Origin of the sequence: Burkholderia sp. Ac-20365, from assembly GCF_017104715.1 — a bacterium.
Taxonomy (GTDB): Bacteria; Pseudomonadota; Gammaproteobacteria; order Burkholderiales; family Burkholderiaceae; genus Paraburkholderia.
Map to the genome: position 1 here is coordinate 134,106 of NZ_JAAGPI010000017.1, position 15,498 is coordinate 149,603.

The following is a 15,498-nucleotide window of genomic DNA, read 5'->3' on the forward strand; positions in this document are numbered from 1 at the left end:
TATAGGCCGAAGCATATGTCGAACGCCGATTCCCTGCTGGTCAAACCGATTCATCTCGTGCCGTCGTCGGCGCGTCTGAGTACGCCGTTGGCCAACCGTCTGCGCAAAGAGTTGCGCGGCGACGTGTTATTCGATGCTGCGAGCCGCGGACGCTATTCGACCGATGCATCGATCTATCAGATCATGCCGATCGGCGTCGTCGTGCCGCGCGATCAGGACGATCTGCTCGTCGCGCTGGATGTCGCGCGCAGCGAACGCGTGCCGTTGCTCGCGCGCGGTGCGGGTTCGAGCCAGTGCGGACAGACGGTTGGCGAAGCACTGGTGATCGATACGAGCAAATGGCTCAATCAGGTCATCGCATTCGACAAGGACAAGCGCACGGTGACGGTCGAGCCGGGCATCGTGCTCGATCATCTGAATGCGTGGCTGAAGCCGCATGGCTTGTGGTTCCCAGTCGATGTATCGACGGCCGCGCAATGCACGATCGGCGGGATGGCGGGCAACAATTCGTGCGGCTCGCGTTCGATCGAATACGGCAACATGGTGCACAACGTCGAAGCGATCGACGCGATTCTTGCGGACGGTACGCAAGCGCATTTCGCTTCGCTGCGTGAGGCGCCGCAGGGCGCGTGTCTGCAACAGATCGTCGAAGACGTGAAGGCAATTGCGTTGCGCGAGCGCGATGAGATCATCGCGCAAGTGCCGAAAGTATTGCGCCGCGTCGCGGGCTACAACATCGATCTGTTCGAATGCCAGAACCCGCGTGCCTATACCGACGATGGTTTTGCGAATCTCGCGCATCTGCTGGTCGGCTCTGAAGGCACGCTCGCATTCAGCCGGCAACTGACGCTGAAGCTCGTGCCGTTGCCTGCGCACAAGATGCTGGGCGTCGTGAATTTTCCGACGTTCTGGCAGTCGATGGATCTCACGCAGCACATCGTCAAGCTGAAGCCTGTGGCGGTCGAACTCGTCGATCGCACGATGATCGATCTCGCGATGGGCAATCCCGCGTTCAGGCCCGTGATCGAAAAGGCACTGGTGGGCAGGCCCGAAGCGATTTTGCTGGTCGAGTTCGCGGGCGAGAACCGCGACGAACAACTCGCATCGCTGAAGCAACTGACGGAATTGATGGCCGATCTTGGCTTGCCGGACTCGGTTGTGCAGATGCCGGATGCAGGAGAACAAAAGGCGCTGTGGGAAGTGCGCAAGGCCGGTCTGAACATCATGATGAGCATGAAGGGCGACGGCAAGCCCGTGTCGTTCATCGAAGATTGCGCCGTGCCTTTAGAACATCTTGCTGAATACACGAGCCGGCTGACCGAAGTGTTTCATCGCAACGGCACGGAAGGGACGTGGTATGCGCACGCGAGCGTCGGCACGCTGCACGTGCGGCCAATTCTCGACATGCGCCGCGACGGCGCGCAGAAGATGCGCGCCATCGCGGAAGAAGCGGCGGCGCTGGTGCGCGAATACAAGGGCGCGTATTCGGGCGAGCATGGCGACGGGCTTTGCCGTGGCGAATGGGTTGCGTGGCAATACGGTCCGCGCATCAACCGCGCGTTCAGCGAGATCAAATCCCTGTTCGATCCGAACAACCGGATGAATCCGGACAAGATCGTGCGTCCGCCAAAGATGGACGACACGGGCAACTTCCGCTTCGCACCGGGCTACAAGGTTCAAGCGTTGACGCCTGCGCTCGACTGGTCGACGTGGAATGTCGAGCGCGATCCGATGACGGGTATCGAGACTGCGCCGGGCACGGGCAGCGACCTGGCAGGCGGACTCGCGAGAGCCGTCGAGATGTGCAACAACAACGGCCATTGCCGCAAGTTCGACGCCGGCACGATGTGCCCGAGTTATCGCGTGACGAAGGACGAACAGCACGTGACGCGCGGACGCGCGAATACGTTGCGGCTTGCGCTGTCGGGGCAGATTGGTGATGAAGGCCTTGCGAGTCAGGACGTGAAGGACACGCTTGATTTGTGCGTGTCGTGCAAGGGCTGCAAGCGCGATTGCCCGACGGGCATCGACATGGCGAAGTTCAAGATCGAAGCGCGGTCCGCGTGGGCAAAGAAGCATGGCTTGCGTTTGCGCGAGAAGATGATTGCATTCATGCCGCGATATGCGGCGATGGCGGCGAGCATGCCAGGTGTTTTCGCATACGCGGCGGAGATGCCGTGGGTCAAGCGCGCGTTGGGGTTTGCGCCGCAGCGGTCATTGCCTCGTTTTGTGAAGCCGTTTTTGAATGGCGTGAAGGCTGCATCGGTTGATGTGAAGGATGCGCAGAAGGAAGTGCTGTTATTCGTCGATACGTTCAACAACAGTATCGAGCCGGAGAATGCGCGTGCAGCGCAGCAGGTTCTCGAAGCCGCGGGTTATAAGGTGCACTTCAATACGCTTGCGGGCGAGCGTCCGCTTTGCTGCGGGAGAACTTTTCTTGCAGCGGGCCTTGTGGATGAGGCGAAGCGTGAGGCGCGGCGGATGCTCGATGCGTTCCGGCCTTTCGTCGAGCGTGGTGTAGCGGTGGTTGGGCTGGAGCCTTCGTGTTTGCTGTCGTTGCGTGATGAGTTTTTGCAGTATGGGTTTGGCGAAGAGGCTGAGCGTTTGTCGAAACTCGCCATGCTGTTCGAAGAGTTTCTTGTGCGTGAGCATAAGGCTGGCCGCCTGAAGCTTGATTTGAAGCCGCTTGACGATGCGAAACAGGCTCTGGTGCATGGGCATTGTCATCAGAAAGCATTCGATGCGTTTTCGCCTGTGCAGACGGTGCTCAAGTGGATTCCTGAGTTGAAGGTGTCGACGGTCGAGTCGTCTTGTTGCGGGATGGCCGGCAGCTTTGGGTATGAGGCCGAGCATTACGAAGCGTCAATGGCAATGGCTGAGCTTTCGTTGTTGCCTGCGGCGCGGGGGATCGATGCCGAAACTGTGATGGTCGCGGATGGGACTAGTTGCAGGCATCAGATTCATGATGGGGCTGGGGTTGATGCGGTGCATGTGGCCAGGGTGTTGGTGCGGGCTTTGAAGTAAGGGTTTTTTTGCGCGTAGCGCGTGGATGGGTTTTTTGGTTTTTTGAGCTTTTGTGCTGGCATCCGCGTTTTGTTACTGGTACTTCAAGCGTTGCCCCTGTGCGGGGCGGCACTTACTTTCTTTGCCGCCGCAAAGAAAGTAAGCAAAGAAAGCGGGCTAACACCGCCCGTTCTTGACCTCCGCCTGAGGGCCCCCAACAGTTCCTCCACTTCACACGGCGCTCTGCCATTCACTGCCCGTTGCCAGCGCCTTGAATGAGCGCCTCACCCGCGTCAATCACCCGTAGCACAGCCAGCGGCAGCGAATGGTTGCGGCCGCCCAGGTGGCAAACTGTGTGTAGGTTGTAGCGCTTCACACGTCGGCGCTCTTACGACACCGATCCTGCTTTCGAGCCGCGACCTTGGTTTTCAGTCCGGAGTGGAGCGCATGCGCCGCGACAGCCGACACACAGTTTGCCGCTATAGAACGTGGGCGATTTGATCGCGCATGTGGCGATGCGGGAGTGTGAAGCGGGTGAGGCGCCCATTCCAGGCGTTGGCAGCGGGCGTCGAGAAGAGCGACGCCGCGTGAAGGAGAGGACCCGTTGGGGGCCCTCAGGCGGGAACGAGGGCTGGCGGTGTTAGCGGCTTTCTTTTGCCTACTTTTCTTTGCCGCGGCAAAGAAAAGTAGGTGCCGCCCCGCACAGGGGCGACGCATGAAGCACGAAAGCAAATCGCGGATGCCAGCGCAAACAAAAGCAAACCACCCAAGCGTCGCGAGACAAAACCAAAAGCAAATGCCGCCCCGCAAAAGGGGCAAACAAACGCTCAGCGCGCCAGATTCCGCAAAAACCCATTCACCCGATCAAGCCCAGCCACGAGCACATCACGATTATTCGTGTACCCGATCCGGACATAACCTTCGACATCAAGCGCACTACCAGGCGTAAACATCACACCAGTCTTCTCAATCAAGGCAATACAAAAATCGCGAGAAGACATATCGACATTAACCCGCACGAGCGCAGTAGTCCCAGACTTCGGCTTCACATAAGAAAGCAAAGGCTCTTTGGCGATCCAGCCATCCAGCACAGCAAGATTCCCCCGCAGAATCCCATGATTCCGCTCCAGAATCGCCTTGCGATTTTCCAGCGCGATAGAAGCCAGCAAATCGTTCAACATACCAACACTGATCGTGTTGTAGTCCCGATGCGTGCGCACACGCTCCAGCAACTCAACAGGCGCAACAATCCAGCCCACCCGCAAACCTGCCAGCGACCACGTCTTCGACATACTGCCAGTGCTGATACCCTTCTCATACAGATCGGCAATCGACGCCGTAAAACCAGTACCTTCCTGATCCGTACCGCGATACACCTCATCGTTCAGCACATAAGCGCCACACGAACGCGCAATCTCAGCAATCTGCTCCAGAAACGCGCGATCCATCAACGAGCCAGTCGGGTTGTTCGGATTGTTGATCGCGATGACGCGCGTTGTCGGCGTGACCATCCGCTTCAGTTCATCCAGATCGGGCAGAAAGCCGTTCTCCTCGCGCAAACGCAGAATGTCCACTTTCGCGCCGTAACTCTCGGGAATCGAATAATGCTGCTGATACGTAGGCAGCACCGAAATCACATGATCGCCGGGTTCGACGAGCGTCTCGTACACCAGCGCGTTTGCACTGATCGCGCCATGCGTGATCAACACATTCGGCACGCCCTGTTTCTCATACAGCGACGCAACGTTGCTGCGCAGTCGCTCAGTGCCGTCGATCGCGCCATACGTCAGTTTCATCGGCAGAATCTCGTCGAGCAGCGCGTGTTCTTTGCCCGCAATCCTCAGCAGTTCGCCAACCGTCAGCGATTCGACGCACGTCTCCGCAAGATTCAACTCGCAACGGTTCTCGTAAAGATCCATCCAGCGTTCGACTCCGAATTCCCTGATTTGCATGAGTTCTGTCCTCGGTGAAAGCAGTGGCAAAGGGCGCGTCTGATCAGACATTTGCGGCGCAGGTTGATTGCTGTCGAGTGTAGACTGTTTGTCTCAAATAGACAAATTCGATCTACGTGCATTTCCGTCAACGAACAAACGGCGAGCCGACCACGAACGCGCGCGCACGCGAAGATGCCTCCCGCGAAATGCAGAAAACGAAAAGCGGAGGAACAGGGTACGCCCGAACCGGGCATCGCGCGGGCGCGAAATCAGCCGCCGTGCAGCGCCTTGCGATAGACGGCCGGCGACACGCCGACACCTTGGCGGAAGCGGTGGCTGAAGTGGCTCGCGTTCGCGTAACCGCATTGCGTCGCGATATCGATGAGCGGCAGCGCGGTCGTGCGCAGCAGCGTGCGGGCGCGTTCGAGCCTTTGCTGCGCAATCCACGCATGCGGCGGCAGGCCGAACGACGCGCGGAACATCCGCGCGAGATGGAATTCGGAAAGATTCGCCACGGCAGCCAGTTCGCCGAGCGTCAGCGGCTGCGTCAGATTCTGGTCGATGTAGTCGCGCAGCCGGCGGCGCGTCGCGACGGCAAGTCCGCCTTTGAGCGCAGCGTCCGTACGATTCACGCCCTGCGAACGCAGCAGCAGACTGAGGATTTCATGCGAGGTTTCGTTCGCACGCAGACGGCCGTCGGCGTCGTCCCATAGATCGTTCGCGAGCGACTGGCAGAGGGCCGCGATGCGTTCGTCCTCGAAATACGTGCGATCGGCGAGCGTCAGTTCGCGCGGTTCGCGGTCCAGTTCGCGGATCGCGCGCTGCGTGAAATGCTCGGGCAGGAAATACAGATGCATGAAATGCATGTGGCCGCGCACCCACCAGCGCGATTCGTGATCGCCGGGCAGCGCGCACAGGCGGCTTGGCGCGCCATAGCGCCCCGGCAGTTTCTGACGCTCCGTGCGATAGCCGCCATCCAGATAGCACGACAGCGTGTGATGGCCGGGCTGGTCATAGACGGTCTCGGCTTCCTTCGTTTCGCGCGTCCAGATCGCGACGGCGAGCTGGTCGCCCAACCATGCGAAACGGTCGAGCGACGCATTGGAGTCGCTCAGCGTTTTGCATACCGAATGCATGCCGAACGGTGGTTCAGCGAGATCGGTTTTCGAGTTGGACGGTGTGTTCACGGTGAATACGGCGAAATGAATCGGTGATGCGCTAGCTCCAAGTATACGGCGAGCGCGTGTCGGCCTTCCTGCGGCATGCCAAAAGTGCGCAATTCTGGACAATCGAACGGACGTGCGCGAGGGCATAGTCGGGCCGACCTGTATTGTGTGGCCTGAGAGCAATGAATCTGTTCCTTTATGTTGTGACCGTGCTGATCTGGGGTACGACCTGGATCGCGATCAAGTGGCAGCTCGGCGTCGTGCCGGCGCCTGTTTCGATTGCGTGCCGTTTCGGGCTCGCCGCCATCGTGCTGTTTGCGCTGCTAAAAATCATGCGCCGTCCTGTGTGGCCGCCGCGCGCGGCATGGCGTTTTCTCGCTGCGCAAGGGCTAGCGCTCTTTTGCGTGAACTTCCTGTGCTTCTACTACGCGGAAGGCGTGGTGCCGAGCGGTCTTGTCGCCGTCGTGTTCTCGACTGCGCCGCTGCTGAATTCGCTCAACGGGCGGCTTTTCATGGGCCGTCCGTTGCAGCCGACAGCCATCGTCGGCGCGGTGCTCGGGCTGGCGGGCATTCTGTGTCTCTCGCTGCAGCAGATGGCCGGACATCTCGGCGATCACGCCGCGTGGCTCGGCCTCGCCGTCGCGTTCGCGGGAACGATGTGTTTTTCCGCAGGCAATCTGCTGTCGAGCCGCATGCAATCGATGGGTCTGCATCCCATCGTCACCAATAGCTGGGCGATGCTGATCGGCGCGAGCGTGCTGACAATCGGCAGCCTCGCCGCCGGGTTGCCGTTCACGCTGGAGCCCGATGCGCGCTATCTCGGCGCGCTCGTCTATCTCGCCGTGCCCGGCTCGGTGATCGGCTTTACTGCTTATCTGATGCTCGTTGGCCGGATCGGGCCTGAGCGCGCGGCGTATTGCACGGTGCTGTTCCCGTTTGTCGCGCTGGCGGTTTCGACGGTGTTCGAAGGCTATCGATGGTCGGCGCTTGCCGTCGTCGGACTCGTGTTGGTGGTGGCGGGCAATCTCGTCGCGTTCGGCCTCACGCAGCGGCTGTTCGTGCGGCGTGCGCGCGCGGCCTGAAGCTTCAAGCTAATGCTAATCCGATTCAAATAAAAGCATAAAAAATCGCTAATCGAATTATTTAAGGAGAAACGGTCGCGTTCTGATTTGAGAAGATAAGAGGCACAATAAATCTATTCCATGCGAATTGGATATAAATTCGCAAGGAATGGCAAATGCCGATCGATAAGCGCAATGCAAAAAGTGTTTATCGGCATTTGCTAACGTTTTGCTTCTCGCAAGGACACGACCGTGAAACCCTCAACCCGCCTCGCTGCCGCGCTGTTCACGCTCGGCAGTGTGATCTCTTTCGGCGCTGCTGCGCAATCGCAATTGACCTATACCACGTCGTGGATAGGCAATAGTTTCGGATTCGGCGATGGCAAATGGATGCAGCAGGACATTCAGGCAATTAACGTTGCACCGGATGGAACGGTATTCACCAATTCGCCATGGGATGAAAGCGGAAGCGAAATAGCTGCCTATAAGAATGGCGACAAAATAGCCGTTGCCGGCGCCACGCACGGCTGGGGCGCGGCGGGCGGCGACGCAATCGCGTCGAATCACACGTACGTGTACGCGGCGATGTCGATCGGCAATGAGAACAACGGGCTGGTCGGCGCGGATTATCCGCCAGGCGGGCAGACGTGGTTCGGCATCACGCGGCGCACGCTCGCGAACATCGCCGTCGGCGCGCCGTTCGACAGCGGCATTGGCAACAGCGCGAACGCGACGAAGAACAGCTTCCTGCGCGTGAACGCCGTGGCGACAGGCAACGACGCGGGCATTCGCGGCCTCGCTGCAACGGACACCGAGCTGTACGCGTCCGATACCTATGGCAACCAGATCGTCGTGTTCGACGCGAACACGATGCGGCGTCTGCGCTCGTGGAGTGTCACGGCGCCGGGACGCATGGCCATCGACACCGATTCGTCCATCTGGGTGATGAGCGGCTTCGGCACGGGCAGCATGAACGTGCTGCACTATTCGTCGACGGGCGCGCCATTGGCTGGCACGCTCGCCTTGCCAGCCGGCACCTTGCCGACCGATATCGCCATTTCGTCATCAGGCCAGATTCTCATCGCCGATAACGGCGCGAAGCAGCAGATTCTCGTCTTCGATAAAACGGCAAGCGGCGCGACTCGCATGACAGGCGCGCTCGGCACGCTGTACGGCATTTTCCACGAACCGAAGGGCACGCCCGGCAACTGGCGCTTCAACGGCGTGACGGGCATTGGCTTCGATCAGACGGGCAACCTCTACGTCGCGCAGAACGGCGAAGGTCCGCGCCCGCTTGCATCGGCGAGCGTCGGGCAGGGCGCTGTGCTGGAAAGCTACCGATACGCGACGCGCGGCTTTAACTGGCGGCTGCAAGGGCTGACCTTCGTCGACAGCGCGGCCTTCGATCCCGCCACGCCGAACATCGTCTACACCGGCTCGAAGCGCTTCACGATGGACTACTCGCAGCAGCCCGGCAGCGAATGGAAGTACACGGGCTTCACGCTCAACCGTTTCGATTTCCCCGACGACCCGACGTTTCACCAGCCGCGCGGCGTACGCGGTGAGCCGATGGTGCGGCGGATCAACGGCAAGCCGTATCTGTACACGCTGGACCCCGGCGCACATTACCTGAACGTCTATCGCTTCGACGCCGCGCATGACGAAGTCGCGATTCCATCCGGCCTCTTCGCGCAGAATCCGCTGCCTGGCACCTGGCCGGCCGGTCAGCCGACCTACGGCGAATGGATGTGGCGCGATACGAACGGCGACGGCCACGTCGACACAAGTGAAATCACCGGCAATCCGTCGACGGGCAGCACGGTCGGCAACGGCTTCTGGTGGGTCGATACGCCGGGCAACGTATGGCTCGCGACGCCCGCGAGCGGCATCCGCGAAATGCCTTTGCAGGGTTTCGACAGCGTCGGCAATCCGATCTGCACGTACGCGAGTTCGAAGATGTTCCCGATGCCCGCGCCGTTCAACCGGATCGCGCGCATCGTCTACAGCGCGGAAACCGACACGATGTACGTGTCCGGCTACACCAGCAGCCTGCCGTGGGATGCGACGCACTGGAAAGAGGCGGGCCGCATTCTCGTGCGCTACGACAACTGGAGCTCGGGCTCGCCGACGCCCGTCTATACGATCGCGCTGCCGTGGAATGCGAGCAGCAATCCGCAGGTGACGCCCGTTGGCGTGGCTGTCGCGGGCAACTATATCTTCGTCGCGGAGTTGTACACGCCGAAGGTCGATGTGTACGACGCACGCTCGGGGCAAATGGTCGGCTATATGACGCCGGGCGCCACAGTCGGCAACACGACCGGATGGGTCGACGTGTATCTCGGCATCAGCGCGGTGCAGCGCAATAACGGCGAATACGTCGTGCTGCTCGAAGACGATGCGCGCGCGAAAATCCTGATGTATCGGTGGAAGCCTTGAGCGCTGCGTGAACTCGTGTTGATCGTCGTCAGTCGAACGTGGAGTACCGTCTGTGCGAATGGACGGCCACACACGATGGGTATATATATAGCGACACACCCCTTTGTTGACGAGCCATCACAGGAGCGACGACTCATCATGACCCGCGACGATCAGGACAAGCAGCAACCTGGCGATCAGCCGGACCTCGAACACCTCGACGCAGCCGTTTCGCATGTGAACGAGATGGTGTCGTCGGGCAACATTGCCGCGAGCGCGGCGCGCGGCATTCTCTACAGCCTGATCGAAACGCTCGGCACGCTGGTCGGCGATCCGGACCTGCCGGAGCATGCGCGTTCAGGCTACGAAGGTCTGCTCGAAACGGCGCGCGAGCTGCGCGTCAAGCTCGATCGCTGAGCTTCGCGCGCTGCATCCGCATGCGGTGACGGTTTCACGCGGGCCGCATGCGGGCGTTTTCTTGACAGTATTCGGCACTGTCGCGCGACTGTGATACAAAGGGCGCTCGTTCTGATTCGCCCGTTTTCTCCCGATGCTTTCCACTTCCGATACCGCGCTGCTCGCGCTCGGCATCATCGTCGTGCTGATCACGCCTGGACCGACCAACACGCTGCTGGCTGCGGCGGGCTTGCGCCAGGGCACGCGCCGCTCGCTGCCGCTGATCGGCGCGGAACTGGCCGGCTATTTCGTGTCGATTTCCGCGTGGGGCCGCTTTCTTGCGCACGCCGCGCATACGCTGCCGTGGTTGCCGTCGGTGCTGCGCATCGCGAGCGGGCTTTACATCGCGTATCTCGCCGTCGATATGTGGCGCGCAGCCGTCGCATTGCCCGACTCGGCGCAACCCGCGAACGGGCCGCGCGCGCTGTTCGTCGCGACGCTGCTCAATCCAAAGGCCTTGCTGTTCGCGGGCACGATCTTTCCGTCGATCGCATTCGAGAACCTCTCGGCCTATGGATGTGCGATGTCGCTGTTCGCTTGCCTGCTCGCGCCGATTGCCTTCGCGTGGATCTCGTTCGGCGCGACGCTCGGCAGCGGCAAGCTCAAGTGGCTCGACCCGGTGAAGATGCAGCGCGGGGCGTCGATCGTGCTCGGGATGTTTTCGTTGTCGCTCGCGTGGGCCGCGTTGCATTGAGCGTTTAGACGGCAGCGTTCATTCGCTCTCGCCGATGAGCGCGTCTGCCAGACCATCGGGCGCGGAGGTGATCTGCAATTGCGGCGTACCGTGCCAGTCGGCACAACGCTGCAGCGCGCGACGCAGATCCGATGTCAGCCGGCCGCTCACGCGCACGCCCGGCTCCAGATGCAGTGACTTCAGTTCGAACACGCCAGTCGCGCGATGCGCCTTTGCATCGACGCGCCCGATCAGCTTGCCGCGGTTCAGAATGGGGAGCACGTAGTAACCGTATTTGCGCTTCGGCGCGGGCACATAGCACTCGATCACATAATCGAAGTCGAACAGCGCCGCGGCGCGCTTGCGGTCCCACACGACGGGATCGAATGGCGATAGCACGGTGGTCACTGTCGACGTGACGATGCCGTTCGACGCATCGTCGATCATCGGCGCGAAGTCGCGATGCACGAAAGTCGGCTGCTTCCAGCCTTCGACATGCACAGGCGTCAGCTCGCCTTCGTCCGCGAGTTGATGGAGTGCATCGGCGTATGGGCGGCGCGGCATCCGGTAGTAATCGGCGACCCAATCCGAGCGCACGACGCCCAGCGCGCGACAACTGCGCCGCAGCAGTTCTTTCGCGACGGCATCGACGGGCTGCAGATCGCGTGCGTCGTTCCAGTGCGGCAACACGCGCGCGGTCACATCGTAGACGCGCTGAAAATTGCGCCGCTCCGCGACCATCAGCTCGCCGATCGCGAACAGCACTTCCAGATGCCGCTTCTCCGGCTTCCAGTCCCACCAGCCGTTGCCCTTGCCGGTTTCCCGCGCGAAATCCGCCGAGCGCACCGCGCCCGTTTTGCGAATGTGCGCAAGCAGCGCGTCGATTTCCTTCCGATATCGCGTGTGCCACTCGCCCGCATATTTCCAGCCCATGTCGCTTGGGTCGAGCATCCGGTGACGCATCAGGCCGTAATCCTCGATGGGAAGAAAACAGGCTTCGTGCGACCAGTATTCGAACAGCTTGCCTTCGGCGAGATGTTCGTCGAGCCATTGCGGCTGGTACCCGCCAAGCCGGCTGAACAGAACGAGATAGGGACTGCGCGCGACGACATGAATCGTGTCGATCTGCAGTTGCGCCATCTGCCGGATGGCATCGAGCACATCGGCTTTGGTCGCCTTGCGGCGCGGCGGCGTGAGCAGGCCTTGAGCGGCCAGATGCAGGGTGCGGGCGGCGGAAAGGGGCAGTGTGATCACGCGATCGGCTTGTAGCGATTCGGGCGGCATGGCGTCCTGCCATGCCGGGATGTTCGCTACTGTAGCGTGATCGATGAAAACGCACCGTCAGATGGCATTGGCCATCGCGGTGCGTTGCCTGTTACCAGCGGCCGTGGCCGTGACGCCCTTCCCAGCCGCGATGGCGGCCGTGATCGTGCCAGCGCGGACCGCCGCCCCAATAACCGCGGCGGTATCCACCATAGCCACCGTAACCACCATAGTAGACGGGAGGCGGCGGCGCGTAGACCACGGGCGGAGGCGGTGCGTAGACGACGGGCGGCGGCGCCACGTAGACGGGTGCGCCCAGATAGACACCGACGCCGACATGCGCGGACGCAGCCGTCGATACAACCGCAGCGGCAAAACCGGCAGCCGCAAATGCCATCGCACGTTTGATCATGCTGTTCTCCTGCCTTCCCAAGTCAGTTTCTAACTGAATCCTGACTTGATCTTACGAAATGGAAAGATTCACAGGTGCAAGCAGACGGTCGCTTGTGTAACAACCGGTAAGCAGGCTGATGATGGGGAGAAATCAGACGCGACCGGCCGCGCGCGATGGCTCGCGCGCGGCCGGTGCCAAGAGGTGGAATTACGCGCCGAGCGCGACGGTCGTTTCGCCCGCGAGCTGCGCGAGCATCTGATGGATTTGCGCAACGACCTGTGCGCCTTCGCCGACGGCGGCCGCCACGCGTTTCGTCGATCCCGCGCGCGCGTCGCCGATTGCGTAGACGCCTTCGACGGACGTCGTGAGATCACAAGCCGAGTTCGTGCCCGTAATCACGAAGCCTTTCTTGTCCAGTTCGACGCCGCAACTGCGCAGCCAGTCCGTATTCGGATCGGCGCCCGTGAACAGGAAAAGATGCCGTGAATCGAAACAATCGCGTCCGTCCGCGCAGGGGTTTTTCAGGCCGATCTGCGTGAGTCCGCCTTCATCGCCCTCGAGCCAACCGATTTCCGTTTCCGGATACAGGGTGACGTTCGGCAGCGACGCGATCCGGTCGATCAGATAGCGCGACATGGTCGCCTCGAAGCCGCTGCGGCGGATCAGCACGTGAATGTGCTTCGCGTGCGACGCGAGATACACGATGCCCTGACCCGCCGAATTCCCTCCGCCGACCAGCACGATTTCTTCGCGCTTGCACAGCTTCGCCTCGACGGGCGACGCCCAGTAGTAGATGCCGCGGCCGTCGAAACGGTCGAGCCCGTCGATCTCCGGCCGCCGATACACCGCGCCGCTCGCGATCACGATGGTCTGCGCGCGGATGCTGCCCTGGCATTGCAGTTCGAGCCGGTACGGACGTTCCTCGCAATGCAGATGCTTGACCTTCACGGGAATCGCGACGTGCGCGCCGAACTTTTGCGCCTGCACGAATGCGCGGCCCGCGAGCGCCTGACCGGAAATGCCCGTCGGAAAGCCGAGATAGTTTTCGATGCGCGAACTCGCGCCTGCCTGACCGCCCGGCGCGCGGCTGTCCAGCACGATCACCGACAACCCTTCCGAGGCCGCGTACACAGCCGTCGCCAGCCCGGCGGGACCGGCGCCGACGATCGCCACGTCGTACACGTGTTCCGAGTCGAGATCGGGAATCAGGCCGAGGCAGGTCGCCAGTTCGGGGTCGCTCGGATGGCGCAGCACCGAGCCGTCCGGACAGATCACGAGCGGCATGTCTTCCGGGCCCGCCGCGAACTGCTCGACGACGCGCAGTCCGTCCTCATCGCTCTCGTTGAGCACCGTATGCGGATGGCCGTTGCGCGCGAGGAAGCCTTGCAGCGACACCAGCCGCCGGTCATTGCTCTTGCCGACGATAATCGGCCCACCCGCGCCGCGCTCGATCAGCCCGACGCGACGCAAAATCAGCGCGCGCATGATGCGCTCGCCGAGTTCGGCTTCCGCGACGATCAGCGCGCGCAGCCGTTCCGGCGAAATCAGCAGCGCTTCGACATGTTCCAGCGCCATTCCGTCGACGAGTGCCGGCTTGCCCGACAACTGGCCGACTTCGGCGAGAAAGGAGCCTTGATGGTGTTCGTTGACCAGCAGTTCGCGTCCGAGTCCGTCGCGCTGATAGACCTTCACCGAGCCCGTCAGCAGCACGAACATGCCCGGCCCGGTGCTGCCCGTGACGAACAGCATCTCGCCCGCCTCGAAGTCGCGCCGTTCGCCGAACCTGCACAGCCGCTTGATCTCTTCAGGCTGAAGAATGGGAAACATCTGGTGACGCCGCGTCGAAAGCGTCGAGAACGGCGCCTCATTGACGGCAGCGCGTTGCGCCTCTTCTCCTTCTCGCGTTACACCCATCAGATTTGCTCCTTGCTTTGCCACGCGCCGGCTCCGGCACGCGGCCAATGTCGGTTCAGACTGGCTTTGGCGTGATGTCGAGATCCATCGGCGGCTCGGCCTCTTCGGCGAGCGGCTCGAGCTGGCGCCCCGCGTCGCGCCACGCATCGAGGCCGCCGCGCAGCGGAATCACGTCCCGGAAGCCGGCTTCCGTCAACTGCTTCGCCATCCACGCCGCCGACACCTCGTTCGGGCACGAGCAATAGATCACGAGCTTCTGGTCATGCGGATACTTCGCGACGATTTCGTCGAGCTGGCGCTCGTCCGCGAACACCGAGCCGGGAATCACGAACGGATCGAGCGCGCGCTTTTCCTCGGAGCGGATGTCGAACAGCACGGGCGAACGCTTGTCGAGCATCAGGTCGTACAGCTCGTCGACATCCATGCGCGCCGTGGCCAGTTTCTTGATGAGCTGGCGCCGGCGATACCAGCGGTACGCGCAATAGACAGCCAGCAGCGCGACGACTATCACGGCCGTCAGCTTGCCGAGCCGGCTCGCGCCCGCGAACAGCATGTCGATCTGCTGCGAGAACACCACGCCGAGCACGAGCCCGAGGCCCGACCAGAGCGTCGCGCCGATGCTGTCGTACGCGAGGAAGGTGCGGTACGGCGTGCCCATCGCGCCCGCCATCGGGATGGAGACGATCGACAGGCCAGGCACGAACTTCGCCACGGCCAGCACGCGCACGCCCCAGCGTCCGAAGAAGCGTTCCGTCTTCTTCACGCAGGTATCGCGCGACAGCGACAGCTTGCACAGTGTTTTCAGCGTGTTGCCGCCGTAGATGCGGCCGGCAGCGAACCACGCGCTGTCGCCGATCAGCGTGGCGAACACCGCGAGCACGAGCACGGGCAGCACCTGCCCGCCGACTGAACCGGGATGCATCGCGGCCATCGCGCCGAACAGCACGAGGCAAGGCATCGCGGGCACGGGCAGCCCGATGGATGCGGCGAGCACATTGACGAATACGATGGCAGGCCCGTACTGCTCGACGAGATCATGTAGCATCGGCTTACTTTCGCGAGCGTTTCGGCCGCGAAGACGACTGGAATTGACTAGAAGATTATGGACGCATTTTCAACGCGTGCAAGAGAGGTGTGTCTTGCGTCCGGATATTGCCGAAATGCGGGAAAAGCGCCTGCCGCCTCGGTCTTCGGCGGGAAGGCTGGTGCATCCGTGAAC

11 protein-coding genes are annotated in these 15,498 nt (G+C 61.7%); 5 read left to right on the plus strand and 6 right to left on the minus strand.

Annotation, left to right across the window (positions count from 1 at the left end; all coding sequences use genetic code 11):
• Nucleotides 1-15 precede the first annotated feature (15 nt).
• Nucleotides 16-3,024 (plus strand): FAD-binding and (Fe-S)-binding domain-containing protein, encoded by a 3,009-nt coding sequence (locus tag G3O01_RS25985; protein WP_205809495.1) that lies wholly within the window; start codon nt 16-18, stop codon nt 3,022-3,024.
• Nucleotides 3,025-3,830: 806 nt separating this feature from the next.
• Here G3O01_RS25985 and G3O01_RS25990 read toward each other — a convergent pair.
• Together G3O01_RS25990 and G3O01_RS25995 are read right to left on the minus strand one after the other, a co-directional pair.
• The gene (locus G3O01_RS25990; RefSeq protein ID WP_205809496.1) at nt 3,831-4,955 is read right to left on the minus strand and encodes an aminotransferase; all 1,125 of its coding nucleotides are present in this window, start codon (nt 4,953-4,955) and stop codon (nt 3,831-3,833) included.
• 251 nt (nt 4,956-5,206) lie between these two features.
• Nucleotides 5,207-6,073, minus strand: coding sequence for an AraC family transcriptional regulator (locus G3O01_RS25995; RefSeq protein WP_241024277.1), 867 nt, complete (start codon nt 6,071-6,073; stop codon nt 5,207-5,209).
• A 212-nt stretch (nt 6,074-6,285) separates the two neighbouring features.
• Between G3O01_RS25995 and G3O01_RS26000 the strand changes: the two genes are divergently transcribed.
• From G3O01_RS26000 to G3O01_RS26015, 4 genes are all read left to right on the plus strand, one after another.
• Nucleotides 6,286-7,185, plus strand: coding sequence for an EamA family transporter (locus tag G3O01_RS26000; protein ID WP_205809498.1), 900 nt, complete (start codon nt 6,286-6,288; stop codon nt 7,183-7,185).
• A 231-nt stretch (nt 7,186-7,416) separates the two neighbouring features.
• A complete protein-coding gene (locus G3O01_RS26005) occupies nt 7,417-9,600 on the plus strand; it encodes a hypothetical protein (RefSeq protein ID WP_205809499.1) in 2,184 nt (727 codons plus the stop codon).
• 138 nt (nt 9,601-9,738) lie between these two features.
• A complete protein-coding gene (locus tag G3O01_RS26010; protein ID WP_205809500.1) occupies nt 9,739-9,996 on the plus strand; it encodes a hypothetical protein in 258 nt (85 codons plus the stop codon).
• 133 nt (nt 9,997-10,129) lie between these two features.
• Nucleotides 10,130-10,729, plus strand: a complete 600-nt coding sequence (locus tag G3O01_RS26015) for a LysE family translocator (RefSeq protein ID WP_205809501.1) — start codon at nt 10,130-10,132, stop codon at nt 10,727-10,729.
• 18 nt (nt 10,730-10,747) lie between these two features.
• On the opposite strand, the gene G3O01_RS26020 is transcribed toward G3O01_RS26015, so the two are convergent.
• The 4 genes from G3O01_RS26020 to G3O01_RS26035 all read right to left on the minus strand — a co-directional run bounded on the left by G3O01_RS26020 (nt 10,748) and on the right by G3O01_RS26035 (nt 15,324).
• Nucleotides 10,748-11,962, minus strand: coding sequence for a winged helix-turn-helix domain-containing protein (locus G3O01_RS26020; protein WP_205809538.1), 1,215 nt, complete (start codon nt 11,960-11,962; stop codon nt 10,748-10,750).
• Between the two features lie 121 nt (nt 11,963-12,083).
• Nucleotides 12,084-12,383 carry a hypothetical protein gene (locus tag G3O01_RS26025; RefSeq protein WP_205809502.1) on the minus strand — a complete coding sequence of 100 codons (300 nt, stop codon included), beginning with the start codon at nt 12,381-12,383 and terminating at the stop codon, nt 12,084-12,086.
• 189 nt (nt 12,384-12,572) lie between these two features.
• Nucleotides 12,573-14,279 carry an FAD-dependent oxidoreductase gene (locus G3O01_RS26030; RefSeq protein WP_205809503.1) on the minus strand — a complete coding sequence of 569 codons (1,707 nt, stop codon included), beginning with the start codon at nt 14,277-14,279 and terminating at the stop codon, nt 12,573-12,575.
• A gap of 55 nt (nt 14,280-14,334) precedes the next feature.
• A complete protein-coding gene (locus tag G3O01_RS26035; protein ID WP_205809504.1) occupies nt 14,335-15,324 on the minus strand; it encodes a DedA family protein/thiosulfate sulfurtransferase GlpE in 990 nt (329 codons plus the stop codon).
• Nucleotides 15,325-15,498: the final 174 nt, after the last annotated feature.

Excerpts from the sequence above, each read along its gene's own strand:
- G3O01_RS25985 (WP_205809495.1), top strand. The coding sequence starts at position 16 with ATGTCGAACGCCGATTCCCTGCTGGTCAAACCGATTCATCTCGTGCCG.
- G3O01_RS25990 (WP_205809496.1), bottom strand. The coding sequence starts at position 4,955 with ATGCAAATCAGGGAATTCGGAGTCGAACGCTGGATGGATCTTTACGAG.
- G3O01_RS25995 (WP_241024277.1), bottom strand. The coding sequence starts at position 6,073 with ATGCATTCGGTATGCAAAACGCTGAGCGACTCCAATGCGTCGCTCGAC.
- G3O01_RS26000 (WP_205809498.1), top strand. The coding sequence starts at position 6,286 with ATGAATCTGTTCCTTTATGTTGTGACCGTGCTGATCTGGGGTACGACC.
- G3O01_RS26010 (WP_205809500.1), top strand. The coding sequence starts at position 9,739 with ATGACCCGCGACGATCAGGACAAGCAGCAACCTGGCGATCAGCCGGAC.
- G3O01_RS26015 (WP_205809501.1), top strand. The coding sequence starts at position 10,130 with ATGCTTTCCACTTCCGATACCGCGCTGCTCGCGCTCGGCATCATCGTC.
- G3O01_RS26025 (WP_205809502.1), bottom strand. The coding sequence starts at position 12,383 with ATGATCAAACGTGCGATGGCATTTGCGGCTGCCGGTTTTGCCGCTGCG.
- G3O01_RS26030 (WP_205809503.1), bottom strand. The coding sequence starts at position 14,279 with ATGGGTGTAACGCGAGAAGGAGAAGAGGCGCAACGCGCTGCCGTCAAT.
- G3O01_RS26035 (WP_205809504.1), bottom strand. The coding sequence starts at position 15,324 with ATGCTACATGATCTCGTCGAGCAGTACGGGCCTGCCATCGTATTCGTC.